The organism is Pseudoflavonifractor sp., assembly GCF_050943825.1.
Taxonomy (GTDB): Bacteria; Bacillota; Clostridia; order Oscillospirales; family Oscillospiraceae; genus Pseudoflavonifractor.
This window is the reverse complement of record NZ_JBMNPX010000004.1, coordinates 181,449-194,472: the sequence shown is the minus strand read 5'-3', so window position 1 is coordinate 194,472 and position 13,024 is coordinate 181,449. Positions and strand designations below refer to the sequence as shown.

11 protein-coding genes are annotated in these 13,024 nt (G+C 59.6%); 10 read left to right on the top strand and 1 reads right to left on the bottom strand.

Annotated features, from left to right (window positions below; all coding sequences use genetic code 11):
* Positions 1–60: 60 nt before the first annotated feature.
* A complete protein-coding gene (locus ACOX7T_RS06190; protein ID WP_433440909.1) occupies positions 61–828 on the bottom strand; it encodes a helix-turn-helix domain-containing protein in 768 nt (255 codons plus the stop codon).
* An 826-nt stretch (positions 829–1,654) separates the two neighbouring features.
* On the opposite strand from ACOX7T_RS06190, the gene ACOX7T_RS06185 reads away from it, so the two are divergent.
* The 10 genes from ACOX7T_RS06185 (at position 1,655) to ACOX7T_RS06140 (ending at position 12,970) form a co-directional block, all read left to right on the top strand.
* Positions 1,655–2,731: an NAD/NADP octopine/nopaline dehydrogenase family protein gene (locus ACOX7T_RS06185; RefSeq protein ID WP_433440907.1), complete on the top strand. Its 1,077-nt coding sequence runs from the start codon at positions 1,655–1,657 to the stop codon at positions 2,729–2,731.
* A 48-nt stretch (positions 2,732–2,779) separates the two neighbouring features.
* A complete protein-coding gene (dctP, locus tag ACOX7T_RS06180; RefSeq protein WP_433440905.1) occupies positions 2,780–3,847 on the top strand; it encodes a TRAP transporter substrate-binding protein DctP in 1,068 nt (355 codons plus the stop codon).
* Between the two features lie 208 nt (positions 3,848–4,055).
* Complete coding sequence (locus ACOX7T_RS06175; RefSeq protein WP_433440903.1) at positions 4,056–4,568, top strand: TRAP transporter small permease; 513 nt, start codon at positions 4,056–4,058, stop codon at positions 4,566–4,568.
* Positions 4,565–5,833, top strand: coding sequence for a TRAP transporter large permease (locus tag ACOX7T_RS06170; RefSeq protein WP_433440901.1), 1,269 nt, complete (start codon positions 4,565–4,567; stop codon positions 5,831–5,833). The genes ACOX7T_RS06175 and ACOX7T_RS06170 overlap by 4 nt, the downstream gene beginning before the upstream one ends.
* Before the next feature lie 12 nt (positions 5,834–5,845).
* Positions 5,846–6,574 (top strand): maleate cis-trans isomerase family protein, encoded by a 729-nt coding sequence (locus tag ACOX7T_RS06165; RefSeq protein WP_433440899.1) that lies wholly within the window; start codon positions 5,846–5,848, stop codon positions 6,572–6,574.
* Positions 6,575–6,607: 33 nt separating this feature from the next.
* Positions 6,608–7,987, top strand: coding sequence for an MmgE/PrpD family protein (locus ACOX7T_RS06160; protein ID WP_433440897.1), 1,380 nt, complete (start codon positions 6,608–6,610; stop codon positions 7,985–7,987).
* 33 nt (positions 7,988–8,020) lie between these two features.
* On the top strand, positions 8,021–8,560 hold the full coding sequence (locus ACOX7T_RS06155) for a C-GCAxxG-C-C family (seleno)protein (RefSeq protein WP_433440895.1): 540 nt from the start codon (positions 8,021–8,023) through the stop codon (positions 8,558–8,560).
* A gap of 26 nt (positions 8,561–8,586) precedes the next feature.
* Entirely contained in the window at positions 8,587–10,287 is a 1,701-nt protein-coding gene (locus tag ACOX7T_RS06150; RefSeq protein ID WP_433440893.1) for an FAD-dependent oxidoreductase, read from the top strand.
* 52 nt (positions 10,288–10,339) lie between these two features.
* Positions 10,340–11,779, top strand: a complete 1,440-nt coding sequence (locus ACOX7T_RS06145; RefSeq protein ID WP_433440891.1) for an aminoacyl-histidine dipeptidase — start codon at positions 10,340–10,342, stop codon at positions 11,777–11,779.
* Between the two features lie 36 nt (positions 11,780–11,815).
* Positions 11,816–12,970: a DUF819 domain-containing protein gene (locus ACOX7T_RS06140; protein WP_433440889.1), complete on the top strand. Its 1,155-nt coding sequence runs from the start codon at positions 11,816–11,818 to the stop codon at positions 12,968–12,970.
* Positions 12,971–13,024: the final 54 nt, after the last annotated feature.

The following is a 13,024-nucleotide window of genomic DNA, read 5'->3' as shown; positions in this document are numbered from 1 at the left end:
TCCATAATAGGACAGACCTCTCCCCACAGGAATTGTTCCTGTGGGGAGAGGTCTGTTTTTTCAGGCTTTGAGTCCGTCGGACTTGTTGCCGCGCTGTTTGGACATGGAGAGGCACTCCATGGGGGTGTAGGCTGTGTAGTCCTTGAAGGCGTGGATGAAAAGGGCCTGATCATAATACCCCGCCTCCAGGGCAAGGTGGGACATGTCCTGGTTGTCCTCCTCCATAAGGCGTTTGAGGGCCCACTGAAAGCGCATGATCTGTCCGTACTGCTTGGGCGACACACCGCAGAGATCTTTAAATCTCTGCCGGACATACCGGGTGGAGTAGCCAGTAAAGGAACTCAGCTTGGTAAATTCAAGGTTTCCACGGGAGACGGAGATCGCCATGGCTAGGTAGTCGATGAAATTGGGGTTATAGTTGTAATCCACCATCTCCGCGGCGGCAAAGTGGATCATATGGGACACCCGCTCATGAAAGCTGCCGGAGGAGACCATCTGCTCCACCAGCTGCTCTGCTGAGGGAAAGACGTCCTCCATCCTGCAGGAGGTCTTTACCAGATTGTTGGCCTGTACCCGGTCGCTTCGGATGCCCAGCCAGTTATACGGCTTGAAGCCGAAGTACAGCCGGTCGGGTTGGACCTTGAGGAAGGCCTTTTCCGGGCGTATGCCGCATAAAAACGCGGACGGGTTGGGGCCCTCGCACTCAATCAAAATGTTGAAGCAGGCGTCGGGCAGTATGGGAATTTCGCAGGCCTTGGTGGCGCGGAACTGGTAGAAGAATCCATCCTTTTTCAGCGAGGCAGGATTCCACTCCGTCTTGCATGCCATATACTCCGAGGTCCAATTTTCCAGAAACGGTTGAAAGGGAGAGGCAGCGGTGCTCATGTTTTCCAGCAGATTTTGAATTTGCATAACAGGCTCCTTAACAACACACAGAAAGGTACTTCCGGGCTCTTTCAATCTACAGGTTCCGCCGTCAATGGACAAGATGATTATACGACGGGGCCGTAAAAAACTCAAATACTTCATTGCCGCTGCTGCTGGAATTTCTGCCGTTGTAAATTGTCCTGAAACAATTTTGTGGCTTTTGCACAGCGCGGGGTGCTGCCGCACCGTGGCTTCCCATTTCAGATATGACGGCGCAGTCCATGCCGCGCCCTGAAGCGGCTTGAGTCGGGTCTGTACAGATTATAAGGGGGCGCTATATGCAGTGCCTGAATTTTTAAACATAGTTTATTCCTAATCCTGCCATCTTCATTGTAAAAAACGGCTCTTTTGGGGCCGGGCACCGTGGATTTCAGGCGTTTCAGCCCTTTTCTACAATTCAAGCAGCCTTCGACTGATTATATTGAAAATAGACAAAGCGCTATAGATTATGTAGAAAATAACGGGCTTAATAGACAAAAACTGCGGGGAAATACTGCCCAAAAATGTCGAGTGACGGCAGGGCGAAATACAGGCCCGGGACCGGAAGAACGGGGCAAACGCCCGGCTGCTGAGATATGGATATCCAGCCCGTTTCCATTCAGATGGGTCCCATCGGGCGTAGAAAGAAGGCCTGCCGCAGGGCGGGCGGACGTAGGGACTGGTTTTAGAGGCCGCGGCCTCTTTACCATAGAAAACTCAAAATTTTTAGAAAGAAGGCTGTCTTAACATGGGGAAGAACATCACGGTGATCGGTGCCGGCGGAACCGGCTGCTGTGCCGCTGCCACCTTTACGCTGCAGGGCCACACTGTCACGCTGTGCGAGGAAGAGGGCGTCTGCACCCGAAACATTGCGGACATCCGGGAGCGGGGCGGCTTTGAGATGACCGGCCTTGCCGCCAACGGGTTTGCTGAGATCCACTGCATCACCAGCGATTTCGATGCGGCGGTCAGCGGTGCGGAGTACATCATCATTGCAGCGCTCTCCACCAGACATGAGGCGCTGAGCAGAAAGATCATCCCCGCCCTTCAGGACGGACAGGTCATTCTCTTCTCTGCCGGCAGCTGCGGCTCCATCATTTTCCGCAATGCCATGCAGGAGATGAACTGCAGCAAGGAGGTGCTGGTGGGCGAGCTGGAGGGCAACCTGTTCCCCTGCCGCATCCGGGGCAAGGCCACCGGCTTTGTGGGTATGCCCGCCGGAAAGCCCTGGACAGTTGCCGCCTTCCCGGCGAAGGACAACGAGAAGTATGTGGCGGCCCTCAGCCAGCTGAGCAAATGCAACGTGGCCACCAACGTCTTTGAGACCACGCTGAACGCCTCCAACATCATCGTGCATCTGGGCGGCTCTCTGCTCAACACGGGCGCGGTGGAGCGCTCCGAGAACTACTGCTTCTATGACACCGGTCTTACCCCCTCCGTCCTCAAGCTCATTGAGGCCCTGGGCGAGGAGCGCGACGCCATCTCCGCCAAGCTGGGCTACGCCGTGCGCAGCTCGGTGGGCTTTATGAAGGAGCTGTCCGACAAGGAGCAGTATCCTCAGTTCTCCGGCTTCCGGAGCCTGGAGGGCCCGCTCACCATGCAGGATCGGTACATCTTTGAGGACGCCCAGAACGGCGCCAGCTTCCTCTCCTCTCTGGGCGACATGATCGGATCTCCCGCCCCCATTGCCCGGGCGCTTGTCACCGTGGCCTCCGCCATCAACGGCGAGGACTACTATGCTGAGGGCCATACAGTGGACAAGCTGGGCCTTCACGACCTGAACCCGGATCAGCTCAACCGTTTCCTTATGGAGGGACACCTTTAATCTCCGGTATGTGCAACACAATATGCTGACGAAGAAAGGAAGACGGACATGAAAAAACTGACTGCGCTTCTCCTAGCATGTGCGATGATCCTCACCCTGGCAGCCTGCAGCCCGGCGAAAGAAGGGGGCGACACCCAGAACCCCGGCTCCTCCGGAAGCACCGACTACCCCACGGCGGACAATCCCCTGACCATCAAGCTCGGTCACGTGGGCCCGCCCGACTCCTCTCTGGATCAGTCCGCCCAGTACATTGCAGAGTATATCAACGAGAAAACCGAAGGCGCAATCAAGGTGGAGGTGTATCCTCAGGGACAGCTGGGCGACGCCATTGTCATGATGGACGGCCTGACCAACGGAACACTGGAGTGCGCCATGGTGGGCGCCAACGAGCTTGCCACCATGATCCCCGACTTTTATGTGCTCTGCCTGCCCTTCCTCTTCAATGACTTCCCCGAGTTCTTCACCGTCGCCAATGACGAGGAGCTGCTGGAGAAGTTTGACTCCCTGACCACGGAGAAGGGCTTCCACACCCTGGGCTTTACCAGCGGCGTTATCCGCGGCTTCAACAACAGCAAGCATACCGTGCGCACCGTGGATGACTGCGCAGGTCTGAAGATCCGCATTATGTCCGGCTCCATTTATGTGGATATTTTTGAGGCGATGGGCTGCTCCACCTCCACCATGGCCTTCAACGAGCTCTACTCCGCGCTCCAGCAGGGCGTAGTGGACGGAGAGGACAACGATCCGGATATGATGGTCACCATGAAGTTCATGGAAGTGGAGAAGTATCACACCGAGCTCAACTGCACCGTGCAGTCCAACCCGCTGCTCATCAGCAACGAGTGCTGGAACAAGCTCTCCCCTGAGCAGCAGCAGATCTTCATGGACGCGGTGAACTCCTGGATCGACGGCTACCTGGATCTGTTCAACGCCAATCAGGAGGAGCGCCTGGCCACCCTGGAGGAGAACGGCGTTGAGATCACCTACCTGACCGACGAGGAGAAGCAGACCTTCATTGACGCCACCGCGGATGTCTATGACAAATATGCCGCGGACGTGGACGCCGACCTGTACAACGCGGTTCTGGAGCGCGTTGAGGAGTACCGCGGCGGCTAAACATGCCGGCATGTTCAATCGGCAGATGTGCGCTCAATGCGCACATCTGCCGATTGATAAAAATAGCATTTCACGCTGCTTTTTACGCGCATGCGGGTATGGTGCCCGTGCGCTGAGATTCGTCGTCCAAGGCGCGGCAGAGTCCGCCATACGGACGTTTTTATAGCCTGCCGGAGGCAGACTATAAAAAATAGAGAGGAGCGCTTCTGTGAAAAAGGCAATCGATATTTTCCGGAAAATCGAGTGGTTTCTGCTGGTCGTGCCCATGGCGTTCTTGATTCTGGCGGTGGTGGTTGAGGTGTGTCAGCGTGCCATCGGCTTCAAGGGCTTTGCCTGGCTGGAGGAATTCAGCCGCTATGTGTTCGTCTTCTGTACCTTCCTGGGCGCCAGCCTTGCGGTTGAGACGGACGGACATGCGAAAATGACCGCCGTTCTTGTGGCGGTACCCAAAAAGGTGGCAGCGGTGATGGAAATCGTGGGCAATCTCTTCTGCGCAGGCGTGTGTGCAGCGGTGACCTACTACGGCTTCATTCAGATCACCAAGCAGATGGCCAGCGGAGCGACGGCCACCGCCCTGCCCATTCCCATGTATGTGCCCTATCTGATCATCCCTCTGGCAATGTTTGTTTCCGCCATCCGCTACCTCTGCCTTGTGGCAAAGACGGCGGGGGAGCTGACGCACAAGAGGGAAGAACAGGCCGCTGAGGAGGGAAGAACATGATTGTTGTCGCCGCATTTGCCATTTTGCTGCTGCTGGGCATCCCCATCTCCATGGTTGTCCTGAGCGCGTCCGCAGCGGGCCTGATGGCCTACACCACAATGCCCCTTCAGGCTGTGATTCAGCAGATGTTCAGCGGCCTGAACAACTATACCCTGCTGGCCATCCCCTTCTTCATTATCTCCGGTACCATCGCCTCCCGGGGCAAGACCTCGGAGTACCTGGCCCGGGTGATGAACCTGATCTTTGGCCGGCTCAAGGGCGGCGGCGTCATCGCGACCATCGCGGCCTGCGCCTTCTTTGCCGCCATCTCCGGCTCCAGCGTGGCCACCATCGTGGCGGTGGGCTCCATCATGATCCCCAACCTGGTGAAAAACGAGTACCCTGAGAGCCTTGCCATCGGCACCGTTACCTCCGGCGGCTCCATCGGCATCCTGATTCCCCCCAGCGCTCCCATGATTGCCCTGTGCGTGGCGCTGAACTGCTCGGTGGGCAAGATGTTCATCGCGGGCGTAATTCCGGGCCTTCTGCTGGCTCTGGCCTGGGCGGTCTATGCCTATATCATCTGCCGGAAGAACAACTGGGGCACCTATGAGAAGGTGTCTCTGAAGGAAGGCCTGAAGACGGTCTTCAAGGCCATCCCCGCCCTTATCTACCCGGTCATTGTGCTGGGCACCATCTATGGCGGCTATGCCACTCCCACCGAGTCGGCGGCCATCTCCATCGTCTACGTTGTCATTGTGGAGCTCTTTATCTACCGCACCACCTCTCTCAAGGAGCTCTTCTTCTACCTGAAGGACGGCCTCATCAGTTCGGCGGGTATCACCCTCATTGTCTCCGCCGCCCAGGTCCTGACCTATCTGGTGACCATCAAGCAGATTCCCGCCGCGGTATGCGACTGGATCTCCGCCAATGTGACGGCCAACTGGCAGTTCCTGGCCATTGTCATTGTCCTCTTCTTTGTGGCCGGCTGCTTTATGGAGCTGGTGGCGCTGATGGTGGTGCTGGGCCCCATCCTCTCCCCGTCCCTTGAGATGCTGGGCATCAACCCCATCCACTTCGGCATCATCTGCATCATGGCCGCCCAGATCTCCTACATCACGCCGCCTTTCGGCCTGAACCTGTTCATTTCCATGAAGGAGAACAACAAGGGGCTGGGCTATGTGGCAAAGGCCAGCCTGCCCTATCTGATCATTTTGATTGGCTGCATGCTGCTGGTGGCCTTTGTGGAGCCCATCTCCACCTGGCTGCCCGACCTGATGCACTAAGGGAGGGAGAGCATGTACGGAGACAATGGGCGCATCGCCCTGATACGCCCGGGGGTAACGCCCTCCACGGAGATGGACTTCCACAGCCGCATCCCCCAGGGGGTAGCCGTCTCCACCAGCAGCGTGGAGTATGACAGGGTGACGCTGGACGGACTTCAGGCCATGTCGGACCGGGTGGCCGCCTGCGCCGCCCGCTACCGGGGATTCCCCATGGATCTGGTGGTCTTTGCCTGTACCACGGGCTCCATGGTGGGCGGACCGGGTTATGACAAGCGGCTGATCGCCCAGATTCAGGCCGCCTGCGGGATTCCCGCCATTACCACCACCACAGCGCTTCTGGAGGCATTTTCCGCCCTGGGGCTGAAGCGGCTGTCCATCGTGACCCCATACAGCACCGCCCTCAATGAGATGGAGCAGCGCTTCCTCTCCTCCGAGGGGATTGAGACCGGCGCCATCACGGGCCTGGGACACGAGGATATCCGCGCTGTCCCCTTTGTAAGGCCGGAGGAGATGTACGACCTGGCTGTCAGGCAGGGGGCCCAGGGCTGTGACGCGCTGTTTATCAGTTGCACAGGCATCTGTGTCCTGGACATCATCCAGCCCCTGGAGGAGAAACTGGGCGTTCCGGTGATCACCAGCAACCAGGCCACCATCTGGAATGCGCTGAGAAGGCTGGGTTTCCGGGAAAAAATCCCCGGCTTTGGCCTGCTGGGCAGCACCCCGGGGCCGGATATTGCATAAACCATAAAAAATCAGTACAGGAGGTCCTTTGATATGAACAACAGCACTGCACTGTCCAAATTCGCCGTTGACCTGAGATACGAGGATATCCCCGCTGAGGTGCGGGAGATGGCGAAAAAGATGACCATCCAGACCATCGGCGCCGCGCTGGCCAGCAAGAACATGGACTTTACCCAGAGCGTACTGGCTTTTTCCAAGAAGTACGGTTCGGGTGATGACGCCACCCGCATGATCGACGGCAAAAAGACCTCTCTGCTGGGCGCGGTGTTTACAAACAGTATTATTGCGGACAATATTGACTGGGAGGATTGCAGCTGGACAGGCCATCCCTCCGCCGGCATTGTGCCCGCCGCCTTCGCCGTGTCCGAGGCCCGGGGCCGCTCCGGCAAGGAGATGCTGGCAGCCGTGGTGGCCGGCTTTGAGGTCTATCAGCGCATCGCCATGGCCATCCAGCCGCCCGACGACTTCAAGCAGAACAAGGGCTGGGGCCTCACCAGCTGGCAGATTTTCGCCTCCGCGGCGCCGGCGGCAAAGCTGATGAATCTGAGCTATGAGCAGTACGAGCAGGCGTTGTCCATCGCCGCCGTGCTGATGGCCATGCCCAACAGCCTGGTTCACCGCACCATGTCCAACGTCTACCACTACCAGCACGGCTTCTGCGCCCAGGACGGCGTGCTGAGCGCCATGCTGGCCGAGCACGGGGTGGACGGCATGACCGGCGCCTTTGACGGACCTGACGCCTTCGGCCGCCATCACCTGATTACGGATTACAAGGAGTTCTGGTACCAGGAGGGCCTGGGCAGCCGCTGGCTCATTCTGGAGACCCTGCTGAAGCACTGGCCCTGCAACATGTGGGTGCAGTCCTCTCTGAACATGATGGACGCCTTTATCCACCAGGACGGCGTGACCGCTGAAAATGTGGAGGAGATTATTGTCGATCCCCCCACCCAGATGCGCATGACCCTTCGGCCCGAGGGCTACGACAAGATCATCGAGGCCCAGTACAGCATGCCCTTCTGCATCGCCGCCATGCTCAACGACCCCACCCCGGGCCCCCACTGGTTCACCACTGAGAACATGCACAATCCCAAGATCCTGGAGCTGGCGAAGAAGGTCAAATCCGGCCCCTCTCCCGAGCAGGACCTGCAGGAGTCCTTCCGCCGCTTCCAGCGGGGCAGCTTTGCCGAGAAGTCCATCACCATCAAGTGCACTGACGGCCGTGTCCTGACCCGCCACATGGAATTCCCCAAGGGACATCCCCGCAATCCTCTGTCTCTCGACGAGGTGTGCCAGCGCTTCCTGGTCCAGACCTCCAAGACACTCAGCAGAGAAAAGGCGGAGAAGTCTCTGGAGACGCTGATGAATCTGGAAAACATTGAGCGCGTCAGCGATATCAGCGCTGTTCTCTATTAAGCGTATAACAGATAAAACAGGAGGGTTTTTACTATGGAAAACACACCCGCTGCTGTCAGTAAAAAAGAGGCCGCCCGGGAGGCGCTGCTTGCGCGCACCGGTGAGCTGGCCATCCACTACTACCAGGAGCTGGGCTTTCACTGCCCTGAGGCCACCATCCGTGCCTGCTCCGATGCCCTCGGCCTGCACCTGTCCGAGGAAGTGATCCGCGCCGCGTCCGGCTTCATGGGCGGCGGCGGCGGAATGGGAGAGCGCTGCGGCGTGATGGAGGCCGGCTGCATGATCCTCTCCGTCATCTTTGCCCGCGTTGCGCCCTTCCAGGAGCCCTGGCCCAACAACTACCTCATCCGCACCCTTCACAGCCGTTTTATGGAGAAGATCACCTGCCTCCACTGCCGGGATATCCAGGCCATGGAGGAGCGCGAAGGGGTTGACGAGGATTGCCTGTGCCACCGCACCGTTGTGGAGGGCGCGAAGATCATCGCCGGCGTGGTGTTTGACGCGGATGAGCTGCTGAAGAACGTCACTGAGGCCGATATTGAAAATGACCCCAAGCCCTTTGAAGACGAATGACGCACAGCGGAAAAGGGGAAAACAGCATGAAAGTTGTAATTGTGGGAGGCGTTGCCGGCGGAGCATCCGCGGCGGCGCGTATCCGCCGGCTTGACGCCCAGGCGGAGATCGTCGTGTTTGAGCGCGGTCGGCACGTCTCCTTCTCAAACTGCGCGCTGCCCTATTACCTGGGCGGGGCGGTGGAAGACAGCGAAGACCTGATCATGATGACACCGGAGGACTTCCGGGAACGGCACAACATCGACGTCCGCACTGAGAGCGCGGTGGTTGAGATCCAGCGGGAGGAAAAGGCGGTTGTGGTGCAGGAGTCTCCCTCCGGACGCAGATATACCGAGCACTATGACAAGCTCATCCTGGCGCCGGGCGCCTCCCCTATTGTTCCCAAGAGTATCGCCGGAAGCGGCGGAGAGAATGTCTTTACCATCCGCAACGTCACGGATATCTGCGCCGTAAAGGACTACATCGACAGGACGGGCGCGGAGAATATTGTTGTGGCCGGAGCGGGCTTTGTGGGGCTGGAGGTGGCGGAAAACCTGAGGCTGCTGGGCAAGCAGGTGAGCATTGTAGAGGGTCTTGACCAGGTCATGGCGCCCTTTGACTACGACATGGCCCAGTTCCTCCACCGGGAGCTCCTGGAGCAGGGAATTCAGCTGTACCTCTCCAGCATGGTCACCGCCATTTCCCCAAAAGCCGTTACCGCCGTGCGGGACGGCGTACCCTTTGAGGTGCCTGCGGACGTTGTCATCCTCTCCATCGGGGTGGCGCCCGAAAGCGCTCTGGCCGCCCAGGCGGGGCTGGAGCTGGGCGGACGGGGCAGCATCCGGGTCAACCACAATTATCAGACCAGCGATCCGGACATCTATGCCGTGGGAGATGCCGTGGAATCCTTCAACCGTCTGGGCCGCTGCTACGGCGGTCTGGCCCTCGCCGGTCCTGCCCAGCGCCAGGCCCGGGCGGCGGCGGACCATATCTGCGGCATGACCCATAACAACAAGGGGTATATTGGCTCCTCCTGCATCCGGGTGTTTGAGCAGAACGCCGCTGTGACGGGTATGAATGAGAAGGCCATTCTCAAGGCCGGCATCCCCTATGACGCGGCGCTGGTCCTGCCGTTTGACAAGGTGAGCATTATGCCCGACTGCCACTATATGGCCTTCAAGCTGCTCTTCGAGGTGCCCACCGGGCGCATCCTGGGTGCCCAGGCCATTGGCAGGGGAGACGTGGTCCGCCGCATTGACGTGATTGCGGCCATGATTACCATAGGCGGCACGCTGGAGGACCTGAAAGAGCTGGAACTGTGCTACGCCCCCGTATACGGCACAGCCAAGGACGTGGTGAACCAGGCCGCCCTTGTGGGGCTGAACCTGCTCTACAACAGAGTGCGCCAGGTCCGTCTGGGTGGCGTGCGTGAGCTGGTGGAGTCGGGCGCCTGCATTGTGGACGTGCGGGAGGCGGAGGAGTACCAGCAGGGCCACCTGAAGACGGCGATCAACATCCCTCTGAGCCAGCTGCGGGAGCGGATGGAGGAGATTCCGCGGGACAGGCCGGTCTATCTCCACTGCCGCACCTCCCAGCGGAGCTATTATGCGCTGTGTGAGCTGCAGGGGAACGGGTACCGGAATGTGTACAACATCTCGGGGTCCTTCCTGGGCATCTGCAACTACGAGTATTTCAACGACGTGACCACAGGGCGGGAACCCATCGTAACGGCGTACAACTTCAACTGAGCCGGAGAGAGCCGCCCCGTCAATCAAACAACCCCGCAAAGGAGTGGATGCTATGGGACAGCTGTCCTTCGACCATCCGGTGCTTCAATACTTTCAAGCCATCTCCCAGGTCCCGCGAGGCTCTGGAAATGAACAGGGCATCTCCGACTGGCTGATGGAGTTTGCCCGTGCCCACGGCCTGGAGGCCGTACGGGATGCCGCGCTGAACGTCCTGATCCGCAAGCCCGCCTCACCCGGCTGCGAATCCGCCCCGGCAGTGATGCTCCAGGGGCATATGGACATGGTCTGTGAGAAGGACAGCGGCGTGGACCACGACTTTACCAAAGACCCCATTCGCCTTCGGCTGGAGGGCGAGTACCTCCGTGCAGAAGGCACCACCCTGGGCGCGGACAACGGCATCGGGATGGCCATGATGCTGGCCGTTCTTACGGATACAGCCCTGAAACATCCGGCCCTGGAGTGCCTCATCACCACCCAGGAGGAGGTGGGCATGCTGGGGGCCAAGGCGCTGGAAAAGGACCGCTTCCAGTTCCGGAGCAGGACGCTGATCAACCTGGATACCGGCTGGGAGGGCGTCTTTGTGGCCGGGTGCGCCGGAGGCGGGCGGATGACCCAGCGCCTGCCCATTGTCTGGGAGCACATAGACGCCGCGCCCGGCTGGCGCATCACGGTCAGCGGGCTCAAGGGCGGCCATTCCGGGGCGGAGATCCATCTGGGGCGGGCAAACGCCAACCAGCTGCTGGGCCGCATCCTCCGGGATCTGGGGCAGTCGGTCCGCCTGTGCCGCATTTCCGGCGGCACCAAGGAGAACGTAATCCCCAGGGAGGCCCAGGCGCTGGCCGCCTGCCCTGACGGGGAGGCCCTCGCCCGCCGTTGTGCCTGGTGGCAGGAGCTCCTGCGCACGGAATTCAGGGATGCCGACCCCGGCGTCCGGGTGTCCGCAGAGCCGGACAGGCCTGTGGACCAGGTCTATGACAGGGCCACCCAGAGCAGGCTTGTGGATCTGCTGACGCTGCTCCCCTGCGGCGTCCAGGCCATGGACCAGGCGCTGGGGAATGTGGCCACCTCTGCCAACCTGGAAGCGGTGTCCTCCGACAGTCATGAGATAACATTCCACAGCAGCGTTCGCAGCAGCCTTCCCTCCCACCTGAGACAGCTCCTCATCCCGCGCTACGAGGCCCTTTCAGCGCTGTGCGGCGCCGGAGTGGAGGAGCATGACTTCTATCCCGGCTGGACCTTCCGCCCCCGCTCCAGGGTGCGTGAGCTGGCGATGGAGTGCTATCGGGCCTGGGGAATCAGGGAGCCAACCTTTATGACCCTGCACGGCGGTCTGGAATGCGGCCTGCTCATGGAGAAGCTGGGCGAAATGGACGCCATCTCCTTTGCGCCGGAAATCAACAGCCCTCACAGTCCGGGCGAAAACGTCCGTATCCCATCGGTGGAAGTGAACTATCGGGTTCTCACCGACCTCCTTGCGCGCCTTGGCGGATAGCGCCGGACGCAGCGGAAACAGATAGGAGTTGCAAACATGATCACAACTGGCATTGGATTCCTTGCATTTATTGTCGCGTTTACTGCGCTTGTCCTGTATCTGGCAAAGAAATTCCCCCTGAAGCTCTATAAATTCTTCCCGCCCATTCTCATCATCTATGTGGGTACCATGCTCCTCTACACCTTCGGGATGTGGACCATGACAGAGGAGATTAAGGCGGTCAAGACCGCCCTGGTCAACAACATGGTTCCCGCCATGGTGTTCCTCATGTGCATCACCTGCAACATCAAGAAAATCCTCAGAATGGGCCCCAAGCTGCTCTTTACATTCCTGGCCGCCACCTTTACCATCTGCGTGGGCTTTGTGGTGTCCTACGCCATCTTCGGCGGGGCGCTCAACCACCCTGCCGACGCCTTCGGCGCGGTGTGTGCCTCCTGGGTGGGCGGCATCCAGAACTTCCTGGCGGTGAGCAGCTCCCTGGGTGTGGAGGGCGACATCCTCTCCAACGTCATCCTGATGATCAACATCAACTACTCCTTCTGGATCCTGATTCTGGTGGCCATCGGCAGTCTGGCGCCCCGCTTCAACAAGTGGGCCAAGGCTGATGTCTCCGCCATCGAGGACATCTCCAAAAAGCTGGACGGCGATACAGCGGAAAAGAAGCCCTTTGACCACCTGAATGTGCTGGTGGTGCTGGGCATCAGCCTGGTGGCTGTGTACATCTGCCGCCTGCTGGCCAATATCGCCCCCAACCTGGGCTTTATCGACGCCAGCGTCTGGGAGTACATCTTTATCTCCGTGGTGGGCCTGGCTCTGGGCATGACGAAGCTGGGCGACCTGCCCGCAGTGGACGTCATCTCCGAGGTCATGCTGATGCTCACCCTCACCCTCCTGGCCACCGAGATCAATATCCTCCAGATTGCAGACGCCTGGCTCTATATCCTTGCCGGCGCGCTGATTCTGGTCATCCACGCGGTTCTCATGCTGCCTCTGGCCAAACTCTCCCACCTGGACCTCCACTCCTGCGGCGTGGCCTCCATCGCCAACATCGGCGGTCCCTCCTCTGCGCCCATCGTGGCAGCCACTTACGGCAAGTCCTTCGTCTCCATCGGCGTGCTGATGGGTACCCTGGGCTGCGTGATCGGCACCTTTGTCGGCCTCGCGGTTGCGCAGATTCTGCGTATGATTTGACGCTGGTCCCAGCCGGCGGGACATCCCGGGAGGGATGCCCCGCCGGTTCTGCTT